Source organism: Nostoc sp. DSM 114160 (genome assembly GCF_053470305.1).
In genome coordinates this window covers 1,503,617-1,529,289 of record NZ_JBPFGO010000002.1, presented here as the reverse complement: position 1 = coordinate 1,529,289, position 25,673 = coordinate 1,503,617, and the positions used below count along the sequence as shown (strand labels likewise).

The 25,673-nt window shown below is 39.8% G+C and carries 23 protein-coding genes, 2 pseudogenes and 1 riboswitch; of the genes and pseudogenes, 14 read left to right on the top strand and 11 right to left on the bottom strand.

The features are described 5' to 3' along the window. Positions 1-22: 22 nt before the first annotated feature. Both NSTCB13_RS23745 and NSTCB13_RS23740 read right to left on the bottom strand, forming a co-directional pair. Positions 23-355: a hypothetical protein gene (locus NSTCB13_RS23745; protein WP_448274211.1), complete on the bottom strand. Its 333-nt coding sequence runs from the start codon at positions 353-355 to the stop codon at positions 23-25. Positions 356-1,030: 675 nt separating this feature from the next. Next, positions 1,031-1,270, bottom strand: coding sequence for a hypothetical protein (locus NSTCB13_RS23740; RefSeq protein WP_445630505.1), 240 nt, complete (start codon positions 1,268-1,270; stop codon positions 1,031-1,033). A 488-nt stretch (positions 1,271-1,758) separates the two neighbouring features. On the opposite strand from NSTCB13_RS23740, the pseudogene NSTCB13_RS23735 reads away from it, so the two are divergent. From NSTCB13_RS23735 to NSTCB13_RS23720, 4 genes and pseudogenes are all read left to right on the top strand, one after another. Next, positions 1,759-2,437: pseudogene (locus NSTCB13_RS23735) on the top strand (hypothetical protein). Positions 2,438-2,797: 360 nt separating this feature from the next. After that, entirely contained in the window at positions 2,798-4,636 is a 1,839-nt protein-coding gene (locus tag NSTCB13_RS23730) for a peptidoglycan D,D-transpeptidase FtsI family protein (protein ID WP_445630507.1), read from the top strand. Positions 4,637-4,929: 293 nt separating this feature from the next. Beyond that, the gene (locus NSTCB13_RS23725; RefSeq protein WP_448274022.1) at positions 4,930-6,027 is read left to right on the top strand and encodes an iron-containing redox enzyme family protein; all 1,098 of its coding nucleotides are present in this window, start codon (positions 4,930-4,932) and stop codon (positions 6,025-6,027) included. 215 nt (positions 6,028-6,242) lie between these two features. Then, positions 6,243-6,938, top strand: a complete 696-nt coding sequence (locus NSTCB13_RS23720) for an SAM-dependent methyltransferase (RefSeq protein ID WP_448268030.1) — start codon at positions 6,243-6,245, stop codon at positions 6,936-6,938. Between the two features lie 239 nt (positions 6,939-7,177). On the opposite strand, the gene NSTCB13_RS23715 is transcribed toward NSTCB13_RS23720, so the two are convergent. Beyond that, positions 7,178-8,308 (bottom strand): DUF3466 family protein, encoded by a 1,131-nt coding sequence (locus NSTCB13_RS23715; protein ID WP_448274021.1) that lies wholly within the window; start codon positions 8,306-8,308, stop codon positions 7,178-7,180. A gap of 35 nt (positions 8,309-8,343) precedes the next feature. Then, the gene (locus NSTCB13_RS23710) at positions 8,344-9,336 is read right to left on the bottom strand and encodes a glycerophosphodiester phosphodiesterase (RefSeq protein WP_448274020.1); all 993 of its coding nucleotides are present in this window, start codon (positions 9,334-9,336) and stop codon (positions 8,344-8,346) included. A 630-nt stretch (positions 9,337-9,966) separates the two neighbouring features. Here NSTCB13_RS23710 and ovoA point away from each other — a divergent pair. Further along, positions 9,967-11,304: a 5-histidylcysteine sulfoxide synthase gene (gene ovoA, locus NSTCB13_RS23705; protein ID WP_448274019.1), complete on the top strand. Its 1,338-nt coding sequence runs from the start codon at positions 9,967-9,969 to the stop codon at positions 11,302-11,304. Between the two features lie 201 nt (positions 11,305-11,505). Here the strand turns inward: ovoA and ilvC are convergent, their stop codons facing one another. Together ilvC and NSTCB13_RS23695 are read right to left on the bottom strand one after the other, a co-directional pair. Continuing rightward, entirely contained in the window at positions 11,506-12,501 is a 996-nt protein-coding gene (ilvC, locus tag NSTCB13_RS23700; RefSeq protein WP_448274018.1) for a ketol-acid reductoisomerase, read from the bottom strand. 82 nt (positions 12,502-12,583) lie between these two features. After that, positions 12,584-12,754, bottom strand: coding sequence for a hypothetical protein (locus NSTCB13_RS23695; protein ID WP_448268025.1), 171 nt, complete (start codon positions 12,752-12,754; stop codon positions 12,584-12,586). A 309-nt stretch (positions 12,755-13,063) separates the two neighbouring features. Here NSTCB13_RS23695 and NSTCB13_RS23690 point away from each other — a divergent pair, with 309 nt between their 5' ends. Then, positions 13,064-13,615, top strand: coding sequence for an SMI1/KNR4 family protein (locus tag NSTCB13_RS23690; protein ID WP_448274017.1), 552 nt, complete (start codon positions 13,064-13,066; stop codon positions 13,613-13,615). Between the two features lie 48 nt (positions 13,616-13,663). Here the strand turns inward: NSTCB13_RS23690 and NSTCB13_RS23685 are convergent, their stop codons facing one another. After that, the gene (locus NSTCB13_RS23685; RefSeq protein ID WP_448274016.1) at positions 13,664-15,112 is read right to left on the bottom strand and encodes a HEAT repeat domain-containing protein; all 1,449 of its coding nucleotides are present in this window, start codon (positions 15,110-15,112) and stop codon (positions 13,664-13,666) included. Positions 15,113-15,412: 300 nt separating this feature from the next. On the opposite strand from NSTCB13_RS23685, the gene NSTCB13_RS23680 reads away from it, so the two are divergent. From NSTCB13_RS23680 to NSTCB13_RS23650, 7 genes and pseudogenes are all read left to right on the top strand, one after another. After that, entirely contained in the window at positions 15,413-15,625 is a 213-nt protein-coding gene (locus NSTCB13_RS23680) for a hypothetical protein (RefSeq protein WP_448274015.1), read from the top strand. A 191-nt stretch (positions 15,626-15,816) separates the two neighbouring features. Further along, complete coding sequence (locus NSTCB13_RS23675) at positions 15,817-16,749, top strand: DUF4349 domain-containing protein (protein WP_448274014.1); 933 nt, start codon at positions 15,817-15,819, stop codon at positions 16,747-16,749. A 234-nt stretch (positions 16,750-16,983) separates the two neighbouring features. Beyond that, positions 16,984-18,345, top strand: coding sequence for an NAD(P)/FAD-dependent oxidoreductase (locus NSTCB13_RS23670; protein ID WP_448274013.1), 1,362 nt, complete (start codon positions 16,984-16,986; stop codon positions 18,343-18,345). Between the two features lie 156 nt (positions 18,346-18,501). After that, positions 18,502-19,737, top strand: a complete 1,236-nt coding sequence (locus NSTCB13_RS23665) for an LL-diaminopimelate aminotransferase (RefSeq protein WP_448274012.1) — start codon at positions 18,502-18,504, stop codon at positions 19,735-19,737. A gap of 143 nt (positions 19,738-19,880) precedes the next feature. Continuing rightward, entirely contained in the window at positions 19,881-20,012 is a 132-nt protein-coding gene (locus NSTCB13_RS23660; RefSeq protein WP_448274011.1) for a hypothetical protein, read from the top strand. 7 nt (positions 20,013-20,019) lie between these two features. Then, on the top strand, positions 20,020-20,820 hold the full coding sequence (locus tag NSTCB13_RS23655) for a hypothetical protein (protein ID WP_448274010.1): 801 nt from the start codon (positions 20,020-20,022) through the stop codon (positions 20,818-20,820). 18 nt (positions 20,821-20,838) lie between these two features. Then, positions 20,839-21,213 (top strand): annotated as a pseudogene (locus NSTCB13_RS23650) (AIPR family protein); the annotation flags it as partial. 3 nt (positions 21,214-21,216) lie between these two features. Here NSTCB13_RS23650 and NSTCB13_RS23645 read toward each other — a convergent pair. Both NSTCB13_RS23645 and NSTCB13_RS23640 read right to left on the bottom strand, forming a co-directional pair. Further along, a complete protein-coding gene (locus NSTCB13_RS23645) occupies positions 21,217-21,768 on the bottom strand; it encodes a transposase (protein WP_445632092.1) in 552 nt (183 codons plus the stop codon). Positions 21,769-21,770: 2 nt separating this feature from the next. Then, positions 21,771-22,160 carry a helix-turn-helix domain-containing protein gene (locus NSTCB13_RS23640; RefSeq protein WP_445628212.1) on the bottom strand — a complete coding sequence of 130 codons (390 nt, stop codon included), beginning with the start codon at positions 22,158-22,160 and terminating at the stop codon, positions 21,771-21,773. A 26-nt stretch (positions 22,161-22,186) separates the two neighbouring features. On the opposite strand from NSTCB13_RS23640, the gene NSTCB13_RS23635 reads away from it, so the two are divergent. Continuing rightward, on the top strand, positions 22,187-22,735 hold the full coding sequence (locus NSTCB13_RS23635; protein ID WP_448274009.1) for a hypothetical protein: 549 nt from the start codon (positions 22,187-22,189) through the stop codon (positions 22,733-22,735). Positions 22,736-22,885: 150 nt separating this feature from the next. On the opposite strand, the gene NSTCB13_RS23630 is transcribed toward NSTCB13_RS23635, so the two are convergent. After that, on the bottom strand, positions 22,886-24,226 hold the full coding sequence (locus NSTCB13_RS23630; protein ID WP_448274008.1) for a voltage-gated chloride channel family protein: 1,341 nt from the start codon (positions 24,224-24,226) through the stop codon (positions 22,886-22,888). Positions 24,227-24,321: 95 nt separating this feature from the next. Beyond that, a riboswitch (Fluoride riboswitch) is annotated at positions 24,322-24,405 on the bottom strand. A gap of 30 nt (positions 24,406-24,435) precedes the next feature. Continuing rightward, complete coding sequence (locus NSTCB13_RS23625) at positions 24,436-25,623, bottom strand: MFS transporter (RefSeq protein WP_448274007.1); 1,188 nt, start codon at positions 25,621-25,623, stop codon at positions 24,436-24,438. Between the last annotated feature and the right edge of the window lie 50 nt (positions 25,624-25,673).

Genomic DNA, 25,673 nt, shown 5'->3' with positions numbered 1-25,673 from the left:
CTAATGACTAATGACGAATTTATCAAAAATTTAAAAATGGAAAAAACTGCAACAAGGTTTTACGTAAGCGAAGCAAGAAAATCTGTTCTCGAATTTTGGGGTCTAGTTTTGGTGGCGGGACTTGTTGCAGCTGGGCTTGCAATTGGATATACTCAGCAGCTGTTAGGGATTTTCCATCAATAGGCGATCGCGCTTCTATAATAATCTTTGTCCGTAATATTTCTTCTGGTGTATCCTCTGGTGGCGGTAATGCTATTGCTGCCGATCTCCAATAGTTACTTAAAAAAATCAAAGTAGCACTAATTACTATTAAGCTGAGTAATTTTATAGATTTTCTCGTTTTAACTCTCCTCATCTCCTGAACTACGTTCACAACGCAGGATGAAAATCTGTTTTTCTTATACCCAAATTTTCCCAATAAAAATCTGGCAATATCAAGGGAGATTACCAAGTCTTTCCTGATACGGAATAGACTACAGGAATGCTCAAGAGCAATTGCCAGCGATCGCGATAAATTTTTTTACCCTCTCACAACTCAGTAGTATAAGTAATTTAAAATGCCAAATGAGAGAAGTCTTTGCCTAACAAAATAGCTTAGATTAACTCAACTCCCTTGGACTGATAACAAGGTTTGAGCGGGCGGGACTTTCAGAAGGACACTTGGTAAAGGACATAAGCCTCTTTACCATACTGGTGCTGTTAGCGGTAGCAAGGCGTTTAGCCCGTGCTGAGTTTTGAAGTTGAGTACTCAGTACTTTTGCATTATAGCAAAAGCCCCGCCCCTCTCTGCGAGACGCTGCGCGAACGTGGGCGGTCTTTTAACTCAGCACTCGGAACTAGGAACTCAGCACTCTTTACCAGTGTCCTCTACTTCCTGCCCTACTTAGTTGAGATTTGAGCAGACTCTCGGCTTTGATCAACCAGCATAAAAATGAGGTTTTTTCGTCAATCCAATTAATTCGAGCGATATAGTGAGGAATGCTGTCACTAAGTAGTTCTGGGCGCTATTTAAACTAAAGTTTAAGATGCCTTATTTAGGTTTAGCGGGAGTAGTCGCTGCGGGAGTCGCTGCGGGAGTCGCTGCGGGAGTCGTTGCGGGAGTTGCTGCTGGGGTAGCGGCAGGAGTAGTCTTAACAGCAGGTGCATCAGTTGGTTCACCCGTAGCGGCTGGAGTAGCAGTACCAGCACCATCACCACCACCACCTTCACAGGCCCCAAGAATTGCAGCCAGACTTAACATTAAAGCAAAACCAAAGATTTTTGTTTTCATAACTCCTCTTTCACCAATTGTGGCTAGAACAATTTTTCGCCTGTTGAATACGATACCGTATTTATTGCTTTTTTTAAATTCTGCGAGATTACATACTTAAAAAAAACATTCCTTTGGGGTATTGTTTTTGGAATTACGTATCCTGATTAGTTTCTCTTAACTCAGGAGCAAAACGAAAAATACCAACTTATTTAGCAAACGGAGCTATGATAGCAAAAAATTTTATTTTTTTCACAGAGTATTGCATCTGGCTACCTGACGTTGCCATACTTTAGGTGCGATACCTAAAAGGTAAGCTGTCCAGTTTCTAATCGCTGATTGCAATTGCATATCTAAGGGATGCAAACATTGATACAGCTACCTATCAAAAAAGTTAAAAGGTATAGTCTGTTATGTGTGCTGGTTGCACAGAAGGTGATTTAAACCTTAGCAAAAAAGACAATCAATCTAAAAATGCAGTATTTTCCATCTAAAAAATTTAAAAATTTATGGTAGTTGCTCGTAAATCTACTGTTTCTACAAGGGGTAATTGGTTCCGGCGAGATTCTATCCTTTCTTTAGGAAGGCGACGTTCTGCGCCTATGGAGTCAGCAGCAGGGAGTGCTTCTACACCAGTATCGTCTTCAAGACAACAGCGTTCCTCGAAAAATTTAGCGGTTTCTCCCACAAATAAGGCAGTTATAGCTAAATCGGTGAAAGAGTTGGATAGACAACAATTACCACTCAACGAACAGTTGAATGCGAACCAAAAGAGTCCGGAGGAAGGTTTTCTTGGGCTTCCCACAATGCCTAATTCTGGAGCTGCACCTTTGTGGTTGTTGCGCTTGTATACCTTTCATCGTTATTCGTCAGTTGTGGCGTTCTTGTTAGTAGCATCGACACTTGCTGTTTATGGTTGGACAGTCTATTCTCAAGAGCTTTGGGGGTCAGTCATATCGGAGACTGCAAAACCTCCAACGTCACGAACGGCTGCTAACGACAACCAACGCGACGCTGAAAAATAAAATGGCTAATGAAGCAGAACAACCAACAGCAGGGCTGGTATCACCAACTCCTGAAGGGGTGATTTTCTTGCCTCCCGCATCTGGGAGTCCTAAATCAGCATCGCCTAACACAACGCCAAATTCTGAAACCCAAGCGCATACACTCTCGCCACTGGGATATTAATCTCTAAGAGTCATTTGTCATTTGTCATTAGTCATTAGGACTGAGACTTCTGGTTAATCACAAAAGGCAACAGACAAAGCGCAAAGTCGAGCCAGTCACTTGGGCGGGTTCCCCGACTTGTGCGTTAGCGATAGCGAAGCGTAAAGCCTTCTCTACGAGAGGCTGCGCCAACGGCATGGCTTCGCTTAGAGCAAGTCCTCGAGCGTCAGCGGTAGCGACGCAGGAGCGTCACTGTCGTTGAGCGGAGGTTTCCTTCGTTGGCGTAGCCCGCCGCAGGCATCAGACGCCACTTGCTTCAAGCCGGGAGACCCGTCCAACGCAGTGGCTTAACTTTGTAAGAGAGGACAAAGGACGAACCCAATGCAGAAGTCACCAAGCAGAACAAAATTCAGAAAGTTTCAAAATCCAGCATTCACAAGCCAACAAAAGGGTTATAAACGAGGGCTTTTGGGAAAATTAGCCTCTAGTATGCAAGACCAAACATCCAACACTAAGTCCCGACTGTTCATCGTTTGGGGCGTATTAATGGCATCAGGGTTGGGGTTGGCCATTAACTTGTATAATCTCCAAATTGTCAAGGGGCCAAAGTTAACTGAGTATGCACGCAACCAACAAATGGTGAATGTGCGACCTTTTATGCCCCGTCGCCCAGTGGTAGATCGCAATAGCGATCTGTTGGCTATTGACCGCCCTGTATATACTTTGTACGCTCACCCCAAGCTGTTTGATAAATCTAATGAAGAGATGGCAGAGCGACTTGCGCCAATTTTGGCAAAAGATACTGCTGAATTGGTGAAAACTTTTGAAAGCAAAAGAAGCGGAATTATACTTGCGCCAGCCTTACCAGAAGAAATTATCGATCGCGTCATTTCTTTGCGTTTAAATGGCTTGGAGTGGGCTCAAAAATACTCCCGATATTATCCGCCAGATGATTTGGTTGCTGATGTGGTGGGCTACGTGAACATTGACCGCCGCGGTCAAGCTGGTGTGGAATACTCTCAAGAGAAGTTGCTAGAACGTCCTGTGCAAACGGTACGGCTCAGTCGGTCGGGAAATGGGGACTTAATGCCCGATCGCGCGCCCGAAGGTTTTTTGCATTTTGACGATTTGCGATTACAACTGACTATCGATAGCCGTCTGCAACGAATTGCTCGGATTGCGCTTAAACAGCAGATGCAGAAGTTTGCCGCCAAACGTGGAGCGGTAATTGTCATGGATGCATTGGATGGTTCCTTACTGGCCCTAGTTTCTCAGCCTACTTATAATCCTAATGAATATGCTAAATCTGATATTTCACTATTTAAAAACTGGACAGTAGCGGATCTTTATGAACCGGGATCGACTTTTAAGCCTTTGAATGTGGCGATCGCTCTGGAAAATGGCATCATCAAACCAGATGATATGTTTAATGATTCTGGTTCGATTCGAGTCGCTAATTACACCATCAAAAATGCCATGAATAATGGTAATGGGCGAATCAGCATCGCTCAGATTTTGCAATATTCTAGCAATATTGGCATGGTGCAAATTATCCAACGTTTAAAGCCTTCAATTTATTACAACTGGTTAGAACGATTGGGATTAGGACAAAAAGTTGATACAGATTTACCTTTTGAAGTCGGCGGACGGCTCAAAAGTCAAGAAGAATTTATCGCTTCGCCAATTGAACCAGCTACTACTTCCTTTGGACAAGGCTTTTCTATGACACCCTTACAGCTAGTGCAAATGCACGGTGCTTTAGCTAATGGCGGTAAGTTAGTTACACCCCATGTAGTTCGCGGGTTGATTGATAGCAAAGGGCAGATGCATGATTCACCCACTCATACTATCCCCCGGCAAATTTTCTCAACTGCAACAACTCAAAAGGTTGTGGAAATGATGGAAACTGTTGTTACTCAAGGCAGCGGTAAGCCGGCGCAAATTCCGGGATATCGCATTGCTGGTAAAACTGGTACAGCCCAAAAAGCTAGTCCCAATGGCGGATACATCAAAGGGGCGAGAATGACCAGTTTCGTGGCTATTTTACCCGTGGAATCTCCTCGCTATGTAGTGTTTGCACTGGTGGATGAGCCAAAAGGAGAAAGTGCTTATGGTTCTACTGTCGCCGCGCCAATTGTGAAGTCGGTGATCGAAGCACTGATTCCTCTTGAGCAGATTCCGCCTAGTAAAGCGATCGAGCAACAGAAGGGAGTGCCGTAGGGAGTGGCAGGGGGAGCAGGGAGTGAGGGAGTGAGGGAGTTAGGGGACTAGGGGACTAGGGGACTAGGGGACTAGGGGACTAGGGGACTAGGGGGAATTATTGAACAACTCTCTCCCAAGTCTCCCCCCTCTTCCTTGTCTACCTTGTCTCTTCTCCATGCCCAATGCCCCTTACCTCTGAAACTTAATTTTTCTTTATAACCAGGGAAAGAGGTACAGAAAGCTACTGGTGTGGAAACTTAGATATTAGAGGTGAAAGTAATTTCTCACTTTTCCAAAGTACCGAAGATTCCATGCAAAGCAATTTAGTTATATTTCCTAAGACTGAGGCTGCGAAAAATAGCACGCAAACTAAAGAAAGGACAATTACCAAATACGACCGTGCCCAAAAGCAATTTATAGAACTGCTAGCAATGGAGGATTTGGATCGTCAACTGGATGCAAATCCTTCAATAGCTAGTGACTTTGAACAGGCGCTCTCTATGGCAATTGGGGCTGCTTATGGAAACGATCGCTCTGATGAACAGGCTCACCGTTTTCTCCAACGGATACTTTATCGAATTAATCGGCTAAAGCTTTTTTGGTACGACGATTTGCGGCATTATAACAATGAGCGATCGCTATATTTGCACTCTTGTCGCAACCAAATTGAAGCTGCTTGGCAACAGTGGGAACTAGCACAAATCAATGTGGCTGCACTACAACAACTTGATGTCAAACAAGCTTTAATTGAGCGCGCATCTGCTGATTTAAATCCGCCTTTGTCGGAGAATAGCCGCTACATTCGTGAAGAAATGACTGAAGCTGGTTATCGTCATTTGCTAGCGATCGGTTCCTTTGATGGTTTGGTGGAAGGTAGCCGTCTTTGCTACGTATTGGGTGGTGCTGCTAATGAAGTGCAGTGTACGCTGGTGCGAGTACTACTAGAAGAGTACGGCAATGGTCGTTTAGCCCGCAAGCACTCGACATTTTTTGCTCAAATGCTGGCTGAGTTTGGAATGAACACTGAACCAGAAGGATACTTCGATTTAGTGCCTTGGGAAGTCTTAGCTTGCGATAATCATAACTTTTTGACTACCGATCGCAAACGCTATTTTTTACGTTACAGTGGCGCGTTGACATATTTTGAAGTGGCTGGCCCTGCGACTTACAAAAACTATCTGGCGGCGGCGCAACGATTGGAACTATCAGAGGCGGCGATGGGTTATTGGGAACTACACATCAAGGAAGATGAACGCCACGGTCGTTGGATGTTAGATGATGTAGCTTTGCCTTTGGCAGAACGATATCCCAATGATGCGTGGGAACTGCTGCTTGGCTATGACCAAGAAAAACGAATGGGCGATCGCGCTGCTCGTGCTGTTGTGCGATTGATACGCGAAGCAGAATAAGCCGCCTTATTTGTATAAGCAATCTAAAAAATCAAAAATAGCAAGTTATTATTAGCCTTTTAATTTGACATCTTAAATCATTTTATTGCTAATTCACTTGCGCTTAGATTTCTTTAGCAATCCTTTGCTAAAGGAAAAGTTTTTTTGCCTGAATACAAGGTAACAAACAACCACCTATTACATTGATTATACCTTACACCTGGAAATTAAATCAAATGAAAGATATCTTTTTTTGTCCTGAAGAATCTAATTTCTACTCAAATTGTTTAGAAAGCTTTGTGATCAGAAATTGTAAAAATTCTGAATCTATTGTAGAGTTTGGTTCAGGAGATGGCAGCCCTGTAATTAATTCCTTATTGAGAAACAAATTTAATGGAGTCATCCAGGGATTTGAATTAAATACTTCTGCATGGAAAGTCGCAAATTCAACCATCGATGAATACAATCTTACTAATAAATACATTATCCACAACTCTTCTTTGTTTAATTCTTCTCAACCCGATGCTGAGTATCTTGTAGCCAATCCACCCTATCTACCCGCACCAGATAACGACATTTATATGCCGCTTCTGTTTGGGGGTGTAGATGGAGCCACAGTTACCAACGAGCTTTTATCGTTAGGTTATGAAAATGTATTGGTTTTAATATCTAGCTTTTCTAATCCAATCAATACATTGAACATAGCAAAACAAAATGGTTATTATGTTCAAAACTTCATGGTTTTACCTTTAAAGTTCGGCTACTATAGCTCTGACCCCAAAGTGAAGAAGCACATCGAAAAACTCCAAAAAAATCAGATGGCATTTTATTCTGGCGATTATTACTTTTTAGCTGGAGTTTTATTTAAAAAATCCCAGGAGTCTGTAATTGATTTATCTAATCAATTAGCTCAGGTGATGACTAGTTTGTGAAAATAAAGAACAACTTAAGTGATGCTATCCCTTGCTTAAAGTACAGATGTGTCTCGAAGCGTGGCTTAGAGACATATCCTTAAAGATTTTCAACCAGCATTTTTATAAATCCATATTCCCAAGTAATCATTTTGTCTGCCTGAAGTTATTGCATTAACTTCTTTGTTATATAGGACTCGTATTTGATTGCGTGAAAAAACTCAGTACACATTTATTCCTTCTTCCCTATTCCCTATTCCCTATTCCCTATTCCCTATTCCCTGTTCCCTATTCCCTAGCTTAAGTGCTGCAAATAAAATTACACCAGCGCCGAACGACAAAATAGGAACACCTGAAGTTGGTTCAGCTACAGAGACAGATGAGATTGGCGTCAAGAGGAAGGCGTGTAATTCACCATTAACTGCACCACGACCGACAATTTGTCCCTTATTATTAATGGCAGATGCCGCTGTTAAGGTAAAGCCACCCTCTGAGCCAGGAGCAATCAGGTTATTTAAGTCGTACATAGTGTTATCACTATAAAGAAAAGCCCGTAAACCATTGCCGTCTGCGGCAAAAAAGTTATTGTTAGTACCAGAAAACCCGACTACTTGACCTAAATTATTGATCCCCAAACCAGTACTAAACAAATCTGTAGGACGTAACCTACCGAGGTCTTGGAGTCCCGTGCTGGAACTATACAGAAAAGCACGAGTATCATTTACGCTAGTGAGTCCCGAACTACCAACTACTTGTCCTGAGTCATTAACATCGTTCGCTTGACTGTAGCTGTCACCTGGCAAAGTTCCTAAGTTAGTAGTTTGTCCGTTTTCATACAGAAAAGCTCTTCCTGAATTGAGAATACCTACTGCTTGTCCCAAGTTATTTAAACCGTAAGCAACTGTACTAGGAGTTCCTATGCTGGTTGCTATACCATCGCTGTACAAAAAAGGCCCAAGTCCGCTCGCTCCCCCTACTACTTGGGTGCGATTGTTAATTGCATAAGGAATAGCATCTTGAATTGGGAGGGGCTGGGTGAGGCCATTGCTGTACAGGAAAGGGTTATTTCCAGTAAAGCTATTATTATTACCCGAATTACCAACTACTTGCCCCAAGTTATTGATACCAGTCACTCCAAGTTGATTATCACCAGGCAACGGACTAATTGTTTTGAGTGAACCATTGCTGTAAAAAAAAGACCTACCCAAAGTATTAATGGCTACCTCACCTGAGTCATTAATATCTGTAGCGTAACTGTAGGCTTCTCCCGTAAGAGCGCCTAAGTCAGTTACTGAGTATAAAGATATCGCCAATGCCGACTTAGATACAGCAAGACTGATTGTGGTGAAGGTAATTGCTGCTATACAGGATTTCCACTTAAGTAAAACCATGTTACTTTGCCGTGATTTTGTATTACCCTACCAAATTACCACTGAAGAGTAGAGTAGCAAGCTGCCGTATCTGGGTAGTCGCTAAATACGCCATCAACACCTAAGCTGAAAAATAGTTCATATTCAGCTTGGGGATTTCCTTGAAAGTCCAATGGCAAAAAACAGTCTTCATTGCGGAAAGTCCAGACATGAACCAGCAAACCAGCCGCATGAGCATCTATGACTAAAGATGTAGGCGATTGCAATTTACCATTGTTGTCTCTAGGAACCAGTAAATTTTTATGAATTCCAATCCCTTGTGCATATTTGGCAATTTCTTCTAAACTTGATGCAGTAACTAAATCTGCATAAGTGCGAGCGCAACCACTAACGACAAAATCATGAGGTTTACCACTCTCATTCAGCAATTGCACTAGAGGTAAATCAGTCTTTGTGGATAAATCTTGTAAATTACCTACTTCAAAAGACTGAATGAAAATAGGTGCGTTAGCTCCCTGATAACCGTTGGCTGTTAAAGTTGCAAGTAGGGGTGCTTCTAGGGCTAACCCAATAGATTGAAAGTAAGTTGGGTGTTTAGTTTCTGGGTAAATACCAATCGTGCGATTAATTTCGGCACTTTTAACCTTGACTAAATCGATAATTTCTTGCAGTGTGGGGATTTCAAAAAGTCCATCATAGGTGGTATTTTGCGATCGCAGTTGGGGAATTCGCTCTTTAGCTCGTAGTGTTTTCAATTCTTTTAAGGTAAAGTCTTCAGTAAACCAGCCAGTTTTTGATTCGCCATCAATTATTTTAGTGGTTTGCAGGTGAGCAAATTCTGTATGAATTGCAACGTCGGTGGTTTCAGAAATTTCATTTTCGTGACGAGCAATTAAAATACCATCTTTAGTGGAAACTAAATCAGGTTCGATATAATCAGCCCCAAGTGCGATCGCTAATTCATAAGCAGCTAAAGTATGTTCTGGACGATAGCCGCTAGCACCTCGGTGTGCAATAATAATTGGAGATGTATCTTGCATTGTAGTCATTACTTTACCCACCTGAGTAGGACGATGCAAACAATTAAAGGTTTGTAGTGAGGGCTTCACTACTCAACCTACAATTATTTTTCCCTTAATTTTAAATAAGTTAAGACAAATAAAACCCTCTTTAGAGAGTTGTAATTTTTCATTGGTAATAAATAGTTTCAAGAGTCTTTAGATTTAATCATATATAGCAGAATTCAAAAGTAAAATAGCCTTTATGTCTAACTTTGAGACGAATAGTGTGTACTACAGTTAGCCGCAATCTGCTGTAGTTATATTGATTACCACTGAATGATTTCTTGGCTGAGAGTTTAATTATTCAACAAATATTAAATTATTCAAAACCCCAGAATTACTACACTAAATCGATGCAGTTTTAGTACTATTTAAAAAACTAATATTAAATAATAAGTATTGCTATTAAATAATAAATCTGTCATATTTAAGAATCTTATTGATTTCTGCTTAAATCCTATTGTGTTTAACACATCCGATAAGATTAGTATTTTTTTTCAAAAAACTTAGTACATATTGTTTTTTTTCGTATTTTTTACTTATGCAAGTAAATTCAGGAATCAAATTGGAATTATAGATAATTAATTTGTTTCATCGTTCACTAATAGGAATTAGACCATGAATAGTCTACAATCTGCTAAACCTCCAAAACTTGATAGTTGTAATAACCAAGCGATCCTCAATTACTTTGAGAATGCTTGGCAACTGGAAGATATATTATTGAAAAGTCTAGTTGGGGAAGAGACATTTTATCTCAATCCTGACCCTTTGAGAAATCCTCTAATTTTTTATCTGGGACATTCGGCTGTTTTCTACATCAATAAATTAATTCAGGTAGGGTTATTAGAAAAACGCCTCAATCCAGAGTATGAGATTTTGTTTGAAATTGGAGTAGATCCAGAAAAACCAGAAGAGTTGAATGCAGCGATCGCTCATCTGGAATGGCCGCAAGTTGCACAAACTTGGGAGTATCGAGAACAAGCATATTCTGTAATTTCTGAACTAATTAAAACCATCCCAATTACTTTGCCAATTCATCCCAATCATCCTCTTTGGGCTTTAATGATGGGGATTGAACACCAGCGTATTCACATTGAAACTTCTTCGATGTTAATTCGTCAACTACCAATTGAGAGAGTGAAACGTCCTCAAAATTGGCAATATGCTCCTTTTAATGGTTACACTCCTCAGAACGAAACGATCGAAGTTGCTGGTGGGGTAGTAAAACTTGGTAAAGCTTTAGATGATTCAACTTATGGATGGGATATTGATTATGGCGATCGCACTGTTGAAGTTGCACCCTTTTTCGCCAGCAAATATCTGATTACCAATGCCGATTTTATTTATTTTGTAAAAGCTGGTGGCTACAAAAATCAAGAATATTGGGATGAAGAATCTTGGAATTGGAAAACTCGATACGGTATTCAAAGTCCCAAATTTTGGTTACATGAAAATGGTAGCTACAAATATCGAGCTATGTTTGATGAAATCGACTTACCCCTAGATTGGCCTGTGGAAGTCAATCATTATGAAGCAATGGCTTATTGTCGTTGGCAAGGGAAAGATACTCGTTTAATGAGTGAAGCAGAATACCATTTAGCAACTTATGGTAATAGTTTATCAGATGATGTAGAAAATTATAATCTCAATTTCAAATTTGGCTCCCCTAGTCCTGTTGGGATGTTAGAAACAGCCAAAAGTTCTTCAGGATTGTATGATTTACGTGGGAATGTTTGGGAATGGTTAAATAATAACTTAAACCCGCTTCCAGGATATCAACCTCATTTTCTTTATGAAGATAATTCTGCGATCTTTTTTGATGATAAACATCAAATGATGTTAGGAGGATGTTGGATAACTAATGGTACAGAAGCTTTAAAATATTACCGCAACTGGTTCCGTCCCAATTTTTATCAGCACGCTGGTTTTCGGATTGTTCAAGATGTCAAAGATTAACAGAATATGCCTTAGTCAGATACTATAGCGGTTTGCAGTTGAGTCCAATACAGACCTAACCCCCAACCCCTTCCCTACTAGGGAAGGGGAGTAAGATTCAAAACCTCTATCCTCTTAGGAGAGAGGAATGGAAGTAAGGTCAAAACTGCGCTGCTTCTAAGCAATTGTGTATTTAAACTAGTGAAAGCACAACTTAAGTGCTTAAGCTTTTTTCAACCAGCTAAACATAGCCCGTAAATCTTTACCAACTTCCTCAATTTTGTGTTCAGCTTCTTTACGACGCATGGCGGTAAATCCTGGTTTACCAGATTGGTTTTCTAGAACAAATTCCCGTGCAAATTGTCCAGATTGAATTTCGCCCAGAATCTTCTGCATTTCAGCTTTGGTTTGTTCGGTAACAATCCGAGGCCCACGGGTATAATCGCCATATTCAGCCGTATTAGAAATGCTGTCGCGCATTTTAGCTAAACCGCCTTCCACAACCAAGTCAACAATCAGCTTGACTTCATGCAGACATTCAAAATAAGCCAATTCTGGTTGATAACCAGCTTCTACCAAAGTTTCAAATCCGGCTTTGATTAAAGCACTCAAACCACCGCACAATACGGCTTGTTCGCCAAATAAATCTGTTTCGGTTTCTTCACGGAAAGTAGTTTCCAGAACACCAGCACGAGTACCACCGATACCTTTAGCATAAGACATGGCGCGATCGCGTGCCTGACCACTGGCATCTTGATAAACTGCAAACAGCGCTGGTACGCCTTCCCCACCTTCATAAGTCCGCCGTACCAAATGCCCCGGCCCTTTTGGTGCAACCATCACCACATCGACGTTAGCCGGTGGTACAACTTGCCCAAAGTGAATATTGAAGCCGTGGGCAAAAGCTAAGACATTCCCTTCTTCTAGATTGGGTTCAATCTCGTTTTTGTAAATCGTTTTTTGGACTTCATCAGGTAACAAAATCATGATGAAATCAGCAGCATTGGCGGCATCGGCAACATTTTTCACAGTTAACCCAGCTGCTTCAGCTTTTGCAACTGACTTACTACCCGGATATAGTCCCACAATCACATTCAAACCACTATCTTTGAGATTGAGAGCGTGGGCATGACCTTGGGAACCATAGCCAATGATAGCAATAGTTTTTCCAGCCAAAAGGTCTAAATTGGCATCTTCGTCATAATACATCCGGGCCATAGAAGCATCTCCTGTCAGCAAGCATCATCATTTCTTGGCAGGCTTACGATTGTACCCCAAATTGAGTAACACAGATGAACTGTTAACGAGAAAAAGGCCAAGTTGATGAGCGATACTGCAATGGTGGCGATCGCCTGACCGACAAAGAATGGTCGATTATCCTCAACAAAACCATCAACTGTAACGGTGCTGAACTAGCACGAATGGTAGAAAAAGCGGCGCGTGCATATTTCATGTGGGGAAGGAAATTCATATTGGTTTTATTATTTCCTTACCCAAGAGTAGAGCATATACTCTTCACGCTTCAAGCCACCCTGATGTAAGAAAGGGCACTTAAGCAACGGCTCTAAAGTAAAGGCTGGCAATCACTTATGGTAAAAGTTTAGGGCTGCCAATACCTTGCAACTTACTTCTTGCGCGGGAGGAATGCGATTTTGTGTTATGTTTATGTTTATTACTGTTTAATAATATGATTGTTGCATATTGCTTAAACTAAATAGTTACTAATAGTTTAAGTAATTTTGTAAAACTATTAATCAAATAAAATATTACAGATAAAGTTATGATAGATTTTGATTGGAAAAGCTATATCAAGCAATGGAGTCGAAAGCATATTGAAGCACTTGATGAAATACAAAAATTAGAGTTACCACCAGAAGTTATTGAATCTGGTTACTTAGGTTACTCAGGAGCAGCCGATGACCAAATTGCTTCAACAGAAGCTCGATTAGGGGTAAGTTTACCCCCATCTTATCGAGATTTTATCAAAACTAGTAATGGGTTGTGTTCTACTTGGAAGTACGGCATAAAATTTTATTCAACAGAAGAAGTTGATTGGTTTGCTGCCAGAAATCAGGAATGGATAGATATTTGGACATCTGACATTGAAGAAACTCCATCTATACCAAATGAGCAATATTTCGTGTATGGAGAAGAGCAAGACTGTATTAATATTCGCAGTGAATATATGCAAACTGCCTTACAAATTAGTAGTGACTGTGATGGTTATATTTATTTATTAAATCCTCTGGTAATTACGCCCGATGGAGAGTGGGAAGCTTGGGATTTTGGTAATAAACTACCAGGGGCTTTTAGATATCGTTCCTTTCAGTAAATGATGATGTCTATATTAAAATAATTTAGACGTTACTAGAAAGCTATATTAGTTTAAACTAATTTCTTCTAATAAATCTGAAACAAATTGCCGAGTTTCATCATCTTGGCTAAGTTCTAAAATATCTCTTATAGTAGCAATAGCATTTAGATTACCCACACCAATTTTTACTAAAACATTAATTGTTTGCCAGAATACAGTAGGTTTTTTATCAACACTTTCTAAAAGTTCAATTAAAGTATTTATAGCATCTTCGTTTTCTATAGCAATTTGACTAATACTGTTAGTAGCTAAGTACCAGATATCGTCATCATTGTAAGTGCGTAATAAATGGAGTAGAGCGTTTATTGCATCTGAATTACTAATAGCAATTTTTCCTAAATCGCTGGCTATAGAGCGACATTCCTCTAAGTTTTTGCTTGTATATGCCAAGTTAATTAACGTATCAAGTACCTTCGGATTATCAGCACCTACCATTCTTAAACTACCGATAATATAGACGCGGGTTAGCCAGTCTTTTTTTGTATCAAGTAGTTCGATTAAAGCCGTAATAGCATCAGTATTACCTAATCCAACTGTTCTTAAACTATAAATTAATGATCTTAACATTTTTGCGTCTTGAGTATTACGTAATAAGCGAATGAGAGCATTAATAGCTTCTAAATTACCAACACTAACATTACCTAAATTACTAATAGCAGCCCGACGTTCATCTTCAGTTTGTCCATTCTCAGCTATTTGAATAATATTGCTGATACTAAGCTGATTATTAGGATGAATTTTTTCTAAAGTTTGAGCAATTGAATTCTTAATAATTTCATCTAAATTATGATCTTGTAAGATATTACTTAGTACATTAATAGCATCTACATTGCCAATAGCAGCTTTGCTTAAAATCCGAAGTATACGAATTTTTATATCATTGTTTGCTTGTTTTTGTAATAGATTAAGTAAGTCTTTAATAGTTTCTTGAGTACCGCTATCAATTTTACTTAAACTTTCAATAGCTTTCTGACAAGTGTACAAAACTTGACTATTATCTATTAAATAAATTAAAGTTTTACTTGCTTGTTGATTATCTTTACCAATCCGCCCCAGAATATAAGCTATAGCTTGACGAGTCACTTCATCTTTAGAACTTTGTGCCAAATTATCCAAAGCGGCAATAACCTGTTGATTGCTGGCAGCAATTTTCGCTAAACTTTGAGCTGCTATTCTTCGAGTAGGTATGCGTGATGTGCTTAATAGGCTAATCAAAGTTTGAATAACATCATGATTGCCATTGCCAATTTTACCTAAACTCTCAATTGCTATCCAACGTGTTGGTTCATCTGGTGTTGTACACACTAATTGAATTAAGGCAGTTATACTATCTGAATTATTATTACCAGTAAATCCAAGACCTTCAGCAGCTTGTTTAATAACTGTCTTATCCTGACTTGTGTATAATTGTTGAATTAAAAAATGTATATCATTTTGTTCTTGGTCGTTGCTCATTAAGGTTCTCAAATTATTTAAATAAGCGATATTTTAGCCTTTGCTATCAGCTACAGGCAAGTTATTAGCAAAAATAAGTCCTTCATTTTTTAAATCATATCTGAGGGCAAGCTACAAGCACCCTCGTCTTCAAGAATTACTGCTAGTTGATAAGACATAGCTTTCTAACTATCTTTAATACTTAAATTTAGTTTTCCCAATAACGGGTAAAGCACTCCCTTTGAAGTTGGCTTTCATGGCAAAGTAATTTTTATCACAACGGATGCGATCGAAGAAGGTATTCAGGAATATGCCTCAAGTATGTACGATCGCACAGGTGGTATAGAGATTGTGGTTTTGGATTGTATCAGCTTTGTGCGTTACTTTCTGCATTTGTTCCATAGGCTGCGATCGCAATTTTTATCAGCCTATCAACAGCTAGTGCTAACAGAACCAAACAGTGCCGTTAGCCAACCTTTAAAAGAAGCTTTTTTAGCATTGAGACAGGCTGCTGAAAGCGCCAGAGAATTTTGATCGACAAGATACAGTAGGGGATTCTGAATTGGTATAAAGGCAGATTTACAAGCAGCGATCGCAGATCCAACTTGTTTTCAAAATCAAACAATATAAAAATGACAAACTCTGTTACATAAATTGCAACAATACAGGCTTTGAGTTCTTATTCAGTAATACTAGGGTTAACTTCATCTATCTAGAGGTAGATTATGTATACTGCAACGAAATTACCGCGCACATCTGCTTTATTTATAAGTGCGTTATTGGGAGGGATGATTTTCACTAGTTGCGCCTCTTCCCAACAGACAGCAAGTAAGTCTGCACCTCAATCTGCACCTCAAATTGCAGCTAATGACGGAGTAAATCAATTAAGTGCCCGTGAAAACAATATTTCCCAAAAGGCGGAAGCTGCACCAATAGCGCGTTCTCGTCCCCAACTGATCAAAAAGGCAGCAATTTCTTTGACTGTCAACTCTGTAGATAAGACTGTTGATGCTGTTTCGCAAATTATCAATCAACAGCAAGGGGATTTAATCGGGTTGAAACAACAACAACCCAAAAACGACAACCCGCGTTACACAGCAACAATCCAATTGCGGATACCACAGGATCGGCTAGAACCTACTTTAGAGCAACTAGCTAAATTGGGCACTGTTAATAGTCGTAATATCACTGCCGAAGATGTAGGCGATCGCCTCGTAGATTTCCAAGCCAGATTAACTAATTTGCAAAAAACTGAAGCCAATTTGCAAAAAATTATGGATCGGGCTGGTTCTATTAGAGATGTGCTTAGTGTTTCTCAAGAACTGAGTAATGTCCGGCAAACCATAGAACAAATTGATGCCCAACTGAAAAACCTCAAAAATCAAGTTGCTTATTCCACGATTACGCTGAACCTAGAAGCAGCAGTTTCTAGTACCAGCCCTCAACCTGCCTTGGGTTTGCAAGTTAAGGAAACTTGGAATAACTCTACCCATTCTTTGAGTGCATTTTCCGTTGGCTTACTTAAACTGGGTATTTGGTTAATTGTTTACAGCCCCTATTTGTTAATTTTTGTTGCTCTTGTCTATGGCTTTAGGCGTTGGCGGCGAACTCATTCACCACGTTTGACACAAACACCAGAGTCAACTATTTCTGACTAAACTTGCATAAATTCTACATTTACCTGTGATAAATCTACATAGATAAACAAAAATTGAAAGATTTCAAACTCTTATTGTCTGTACCTTTCTCTTAAACAATTTTGTTTATCCTGTAGTCTCGATTACTTTAATACTTTTTCAAATGTAAAGAGCAATACAAAATATATGATGACAATTTTGATACAAATCTGTTAAGAATAGTTACAATAGTCGGCATACACGATAATATTTCTTATGGTAAATTCACTTGACAATAATCCACCCCATAAAGTAGTAATCGTTGGCGGTGGTTTTGGTGGACTTTATGCAGCAAAAACACTCGCCAAAGCGGCAGTAAACGTTACTCTGATTGATAAACGTAACTTTCATCTATTTCAACCCCTTTTATATCAAGTCGCCACAGGTGCGCTATCTCCGGCTGATATCTCCTCACCGTTGCGTTCTGTTCTCAGCAAGAGCAAGAATACAAAAGTGCTGCTGGGAGAGGTGAATAACATCGAGCCAGAAGCGCAAAAAGTGATTGTGGGTGACGAAGCAATACCTTACGATACGTTAATTGTCGCCACAGGTGCGAAGCATTCCTACTTTGGCAAAGACAACTGGGAAGAATTTGCTCCCGGCTTGAAAACTGTAGAAGATGCGATAGAAATGCGTAGCCGGATTTTTTCAGCCTTTGAAGCCGCAGAAAAAGAAACCGATCCAGAAAAACGCCGTGCTTTGTTAACTTTTGTAATTGTGGGTGGTGGCCCAACTGGTGTAGAGTTAGCTGGTGCGATCGCCGAATTAGCAAATCAAACTCTCAAAGATGATTTCCGCAACATCGACACCTCAGAAGCCAAGATTTTACTATTAGAAGGTTTAGAGCGGATTTTGCCACCCTTTGCACCAGAGTTATCACAAGAAGCGGAAGCATCTCTAAGGCGCTTGGGTGTGGTTGTGCAGACAAAAACATTAGTAACAAATATTGAAAATGATATTGTTACCCTCAAACAAGGCGATGAAGTTAAAGAAATTGCCTCAAAAACGGTATTATGGGCAGCAGGTGTAAAAGCTTCCGCAATGGGAAAAGTCCTCGCAGAACGCACGGGTGCAGAATGCGATCGCGCTGGACGGATTATCGTTGAACCTGACTTGAGTATTAAGGGACATCCGAATATTTTTGTAATTGGCGACTTAGCAAATTTTTCTCATCAAAATGGTAAACCGTTACCTGGTGTTGCACCTGTAGCTAAGCAAGAAGGTGAATATGTCGCAACATTAGTGCAACAGCGGCTTGTAGGTAACAATTTGCCACCCTTTGCTTATACCGATTATGGTAGTTTGGCAATGATTGGGCACAATTCTGCTGTGGTCGATTTCGGCTTTATCAAGCTGAAAGGTTTCTTTGCATGGCTGTTTTGGCTATTGATTCACATCTACTTCTTAATTGAATTTAACAACAAATTAGTAGTAATGATTCAGTGGGCATGGAACTATTTTACCCGTAATCGGGGAGCAAGATTGATTACAGGACAAGAATCAATCACGCAGTTCAAAATTGGCGATCGCAACATTTATTACGCATCAGCCGATAATAAACAGCCAGTAAATATCTAATTGGGAAGAGGTGACAGGTGACAGGTAACAGGTGATAGGGAATAATCTGTACCCTGTAACCTTTACCCTATTCCCTTCTTCACTCCCCATAACAAAGTTATCGCCCTCATCAATTAGCAGTAAGCTGTTTGAGGGCGTTTTTTCATAATCTAGATAATGGCAACTATTAACGACAATTACCTGAAGCTGAAAGCGGGTTATCTGTTTCCAGAAATTGCTCGGCGGGTGAATGCCTTTGCAGAAGCGAACAGTAATGCTAAAATCATCCGGCTGGGTATTGGTGATGTTACCGAACCTCTGCCGGAGGCTTGCCGCACAGCGATGATTAAAGCTGTGGAAGAAATGGGCGATCGCAATACTTTTAAAGGCTACGGGCCAGAGCAAGGCTACGCATGGTTGCGGGAGAAAATTGCTACTCATGATTTCCAAGCACGGGGAGCCGACATAGATGCTTCCGAAATCTTTATCTCCGACGGTTCCAAGTGCGATACAGGCAACATTCTAGAAATCTTCGGTCATAACAACACTATAGCCGTTACTGACCCAGTTTACCCTGTGTATGTAGACACTAACGTTATGGTGGGAAATACTGGGGATGCCAACGATAAAGGCGAATTTGAGGGTTTAGTTTATCTACCAATTACAGCTGATAACAACTTCACCGCCGAGATTCCGTCAAAGAAAGTCGATTTAATTTATCTCTGCTTTCCCAATAATCCCACTGGCGCAACTGCTACCAAGGAATATCTCAAAACATGGGTAGACTATGCCAAAGCTAATAACTCGATTATTTTCTTTGATGCAGCCTACGAAGCTTATATTACCGATCCGTCGATTCCGCACTCAATTTATGAAATTGAAGGTGCAAGAGAAGTTGCGATCGAATTTCGGTCTTTTTCCAAGAATGCAGGTTTTACAGGAACCCGTTGCGCGTTAACTGTAGTACCAAAGACACTCACAGCAAAAGCCGCCGATGGTTCCGATGTCGAACTGTGGAAACTGTGGAATCGCCGCCAGTCTACCAAATTTAACGGCGTTTCTTACATCGTCCAACGGGGAGCCGAAGCAGTTTACTCCGAAGAAGGACAGGCACAAATCAAGGGATTGGTGAGTTTCTATCTAGAAAATGCCAAAATTATCCGCGAAAAACTCACAGCCGCCGGATTATCAGTTTATGGTGGCGTGAATGCACCTTACGTTTGGGTAAAAACGCCTAATGGTTTATCCAGTTGGGAATTCTTTGATAAGCTGCTGCAAACTGTCAACGTTGTGGGGACACCTGGTTCTGGCTTTGGTGCTGCGGGTGAGGGTTACTTCCGCATATCGGCGTTTAACAGCCGAGAGAATGTGGAAGAGGCGATGAAGCGAATTGCTCAGAAGTTTAAAGTGTAGAGCGATCGCTTTTGTTAAACTCAATCTATTAATCTAAAGGTTACGGTGGGCTATATTATCCACCGCAACCTGATAAATTTTGAATTTTGAATTTTGAATTTTGAATTGGAGCGTTCGCCCTTGGCGTCTCGAAGAGAAGCGACGTGACTGCTGCTATTCCCGTTTTAAAAGCTGCTAGCCAGATGCAGTTAGCACCTGGTAGCACGGTGACAATTCCAGATGTTAATACCGTACTAATTTGTACTTTGCTATACTTTAATGTGTATAAAAATTAAGGCAATTATGGACAGGATCACAAGTGGATTTTTAAAGGCTTTTAGACAAGAACAGTCTCTTCCTGAAGACTTAGCACAATTTGAGCTTTTTGAACATTTTGTTAATTATTGTATAGTATCTAAAGAATATAATGATACCTTTTCACTTGAAGATATCCATGTTGGAGGTGGTACTGATAAAGCCTTAGATGGTATTGCAATTCTTGTTAATGGTAGTTTAATTAGCTCGAAAGAAGAGCTTGAAGATTTAGAAAAAAGAAATAGATATTTAGATGTTGAATTTATTTTAGTTCAATCAAAGACCAGTAGCACTTTTGATGCTGGTGATATTGCTAAATTTTTATTAGGCTCTCAAGACTTTTTTAGTGAAAATCCAGAACTACCTGAAAATGATAAGGTACGGGATAAATCAGAAATAATAGGACTGATATATAACCAAAGCAATCTTTTTAAAAATAGGAACCCCATATGTAAATTGTACTATGTTACAACTGGTAAATGGTTTGATGATCAGCATCTTAAGGGAACAATTGAGACTTTAAAGAAAAATATTGAAAATATGCAAATGTTTGAAAAAGTTTATTTCTATCCTATTGATGCTGACAATCTTCAAAATTTATATCGTTTAGCAAATAATAAAATATCAAGACAAATTAAGTTTGAAAAGCGTACTGCATTGCCTGAGATAGAAGATGTAAGAGAGGCGTATATTGGAATTTTACCAGCACGCGAGTATTTGAAGTTGATTACTGATGAATCTGATAATATTATCAGAGGGCTATTCTACGATAATGTACGAGATTTTTAGGGAAACAATGATGTCAATCAAGAAATAGAGGCAACGATAAAATCTGATGATCACAAATCGTTTGTACTTTACAACAACGGTATAACTATTGTTGCGGAAGATATCAATGTTGTTGGAGATCGGATTACTATTACAGATTATCAGATTGTTAATGGATGCCAAACTAGCTATGTTCTGTATCATAACCGAGAATCGATTGATGATTCTCTTTGTATACCAATCAAAGTAATTGCTCTAGCTCGTGACAGTAGATTAAAAAACAACATTATTAAAGCTAATAACAGACAGACACCAGTAAAACTTGAAGAGCTTGAATCATTAACTGATTTTCAGAAAAAACTTGAAGAGTATTACAAATCTTTACCAGAAGATAAACAACTACAGCAAATTTGAGGTTCATGAGGTACAGTAGCAGCAATTAGTAAACCAATTTTTTAGATGCTTTGGATCAACTAGTTTCAGCGCAATTTTAATTAAACCATCAACGACAGATGCACTCTTGGGAGAAAATTGTTTCAGAAAAGCTTTTAATTGTGACCACCAATGTTCAATTGGATTGAATTCAGGAGAATAAGGAGATAGATAAAGAACACTTGCTCCCACTCCTTCAATCAAAAGCTTAATCTCTTCGACTTTATGAGCAGGTAGATTATCCATTACAACGACTGCACCAACCCATAATTGCGGAAGTAAAAAATGTTCTACAAAAACTTTATATGCATCTCCATCCATTGAGCCGTTTAAAGTCATCACGGCTAAAACCTTCTTTAAGCTAATTCCTCCGATTACACTTATTTTTGCTCCCCGGTAATATGGTTTAAAATTATACGTTCTAGTACCGCGCTCGCTTCTTTGATGAGTTCTAGTTAAGCCAAGTAAAACACCCATTTCATCTATAAATACAAGGTCTTCTGGGTCTACTTGCTTTACTTTCTCCCAATACTCTATTCTCAGTTTTTGGACTCTTTCTGTTTTTCCTTGGCTGCACTTTCACTTTTTTTTCGCGTTAATTTTTGTTTTTGTAATGCACAACACATCACACTTGCACACACCCAAACGTTGTATTTTTCTCCAAAATATTCGCAATATTCCAATAAAGTTGCGTCTGGGTAAATTTGAACCATTTCGGCTAATTCGCTCACGAAATCATCTAACCTACCCTTCATGGCTCCACCTTGCTTTTTAGGTTCTAGATGTCCTTGCACTCTATGAAGTTGGATTAGCTTTTGCACATAGCTTTTTGCTACACCAAATTGCACAGCAACCTTTCTTATTGAAGTACCACCCTTTTCGTAAGTATTTACTATTTTTTCTCGTAAATCGATTGAGTATGCTTTCATTTTAAGTCTTGATACACCAATATTATGTGTACCTCATTTACCTCGAAAGTGCTGTAATTTATGAAAGAAGACCAAGACAATTTAATGGGATTGAAGGTATTGAAAAAATCAGAATAGTGGATATACCCTCTCAAATGAGATGTTTTGCATCTATGTTTCTTGAACAAGCTCATAATGCAGGTAGATACCATGCAAATTTGCAAGATGAAACTAGACAAAATATATTTTTATCTGATCATCATCCAATAGGGTATTACGTCAGCGCATATGCAAAATTTCGTTTAGATGCACTCTTTAGAAAGAAACACATAGACGCAAAATATAGTCCGTTTAAATACCATATGCTTAATATTCTTAGAATACAGGTATCAGGTAAGGATATGCCTAGCATAATATCGAATAAGTTTATTAAATATTGCGAAATAATGGAAATAACTTTGTCGGAGGACAATAAATGTAAAGAGGCTTTCTTGAATACTACTGCAATCATTGATAGTCAGGTAAATGGAAATTATGATCGTGCCGTTGCAAAAACTGTAACTCTTTCGAGAAATATAAAAAACTTTTTATTTTAAATTAAGTAAGAATTGATACTTTACATATTTCCCGATTAAAAGTGGGATTTTCCAGGTAAAGCGAAGCGCGATCGCCTTCACGTTGTGCTTGTCAACTTAGCATTTTAAGTAAGTTTGGCAGAATGACTTTCTGGCTCTGAATACATAACATTATTCCTGAGAACTATTTCCTCCTTCTTCCCCATCATCAGGTAAATCAATTTTTGGCTCAACTTTTGCTCGTCCATAATTAGCCAAAGTCACACCTTCTTCTAAAGATACAGCAAAGTATTTACTCAACCCAATACGCTGTGCAGAATAAATTCCAGAATGACCTGAAAATAAATAGCTCACTACACAGCCAATACCAATAAATACTCCCGATTCCAGACCAAATAATTCAATTCCCATTAAGGTTGATGCTATCGGTGTATTTGCTGCACCCGCAAATACACCCACAAATCCCATTCCTGCTAACAGTGGTGCAGGTAATGCTAAAAGTAACGACAAAGCATTACCTAAAGTCGCACCAATAAAAAACAAAGGTGTAACTTCCCCTCCTTTAAAACCTGCTCCTAAAGTTAAAGCAGTCAGACCCAATTTTGCTGCAAAATCCCAAGAAGGTAGTTGAGTAAAAAAAGAATCAACGATAGTAGGGATACCAAGCCCAATGTACTTAGTTGTACCACTCAAACCAACAATTGCTGCTATCATCGCACCGCCTATCAAAGGACGCATTGGAGGATAAGATATCTTAGTTTTAAATAAGTGACTAATTTGGTGAGTTAGTTTAGCAAAAAATATCGCGACAATTCCAAAAATTGCACCTGCAATAATAGCAGAAATCAATCCCCAAATTGTGAGCGTTGGTATAGAGGGAGCGTGTCGGTATGCTGTATGATGTAAACCCAATAGTAAGGTTACTTGATTTCCAACGATCGCAGCAATTAAAGAAGGAAAAAGAGCATCGTAATGAATTCTACCAATCGCTAAAACTTCTAGACCAAATACGGTTCCAGCTAAGGGAGTACCGAAAACTGAAGCGAATCCCCCACTGATACCTGCCGTTAACAAAATTCGCCGATTAGCCCCTTGAAAATGCAATATTTTAGTTAATTGGTCTGCCAAAGAAGCACCCATTTGTAATGCTGTACCTTCACGACCGGCTGAACCACCAAAAAAATGTGTCAGGTCTGTTCCTAGTAAAACAAGAGGAGCCATACGAAAAGGAATAATCTTTTTGGGGTTATGAATTTCTTCGAGTAAAAGGTTATTTCCTGCTTCTACAGTCCGACCAAATTGATGATAAATCCAACCACTCAAGAAGCCACCAAGAGGGAGCAAGGCGATAATCCACCGATGTGATTCTCGCCAATCAGTTGCCCATTCTAATGATGCTAAAAGAGCCGCCGAGGCCGTTCCAGCAAGAATGCCAACGACAAAGGAAATAGGCAACCACTTAATTAAGTGGGGTAAGGCAATAAATGGTTCAAACTGACGAAGGTGTTTCATACCATGACTCCTTGAGGTGCGATTTGTAGAGAGATACTTTCTACAGGGGAGTCAGGTAATGCATTTAGCCAAGCCCTACTCTCCCGCAGTTAGCAAGGAAAGTAGGAGCCATCAGCCTTCCAGTGATGAATTTTAGGACTGAAAAGGCGGTTTCGGCGAGCTCCATCGCCATTGATTTGATTTCAAATCAAGGATACCATTTTTGCTTTTCAATATTTGTTTTTTTGAGTAACTAACAATAATACAGCTGCCAATGCAAACAAGCTCCCAGCAATAAATGTCGCCTCTGCTCCTAGTGTTTGCCACAACCCACCAGCTAGCAAACTAGCAGGTAAAAGTGCTAATCCCAGTGCCAAGTTGAAGAATCCAAAAGCAGTGCCGCGCAGATTTGCAGGTATACTATTTGCTACTAGTGCTAACATCAGCCCTTTACTCATACCCAAATGCAGACCGTAAAGGGCAAACAATCCCCAGACTTGCCAAGATGTCTGCACGAAAGCGAAACCCAGATAGACTAAAGCGTATAGGAGAAATCCGCCCACCAGTAACCCAAATTTACCCATGCGATCGGAAAGTATTCCTAATGGGTAAGCGCTGAATGAGTAGGCGATGTTCATCACCATTAATGTCAATGGGATGAGTGAGGCAGAAATGCCTGTTTGTTCAGCTCGCAGTAATAAAAAAGCATTGCTAGAGTTACCTAAATTGAATAGTAATGCCACTATTACAATTACCCAGTATCCTTGACCCAAACTGCGTAAAGCTTCCCATTGCAGAGGGTTGCTTCGATTTCCTTGAGTTTCACTTGTTTGTGGTTCGCGCACTCCCACTGTTAATAAAGCGACTGCGAAGAATCCAGGAATGAGTGCTAGCCAAAAAATCAAGCGGAAGTTGTTTTCGGAAGCAGTCATCAGAGCAAATGCTGCCAAAGGCCCCAAAAATGCTCCGATAGTATCGAGGGATTGACGCAATCCATAAGCTGCACCGCGTACATCTGCATTAGTAGAATCGGCAACTAAGGCATCGCGGGGCGCTACCCGAATACCTTTACCAACGCGATCGCCAAATCGAGCTATTAACACCCCAGTTGGACTGGTAGCTACAGCAAATAGTGGTTTAACAAAGGTGGATAAGCCGTACCCAAACACCGCTAATCCTTTACGATGTCCGAGATAATCACTCAACGCTCCCGAAAAGATTTTTAAAACTGAAGCTGTTGCTTCTGCAATGCCTTCGATGATGCCCACAGTCAAAACATTCGCCCCTAAAACTGATACCAAAAATAAGGGCAATACAGAATTAATCATCTCAGAGCTAATATCTGTCAGCAAACTGACAAATCCCAATACCCAAACAGTGCCGGGAATTGTCTGGACAAATTTATTTTGTAGTTGCATATTTCCTGTTTAACTGACTGGCTTTTACTACATCAACTCTGTAATTCTTG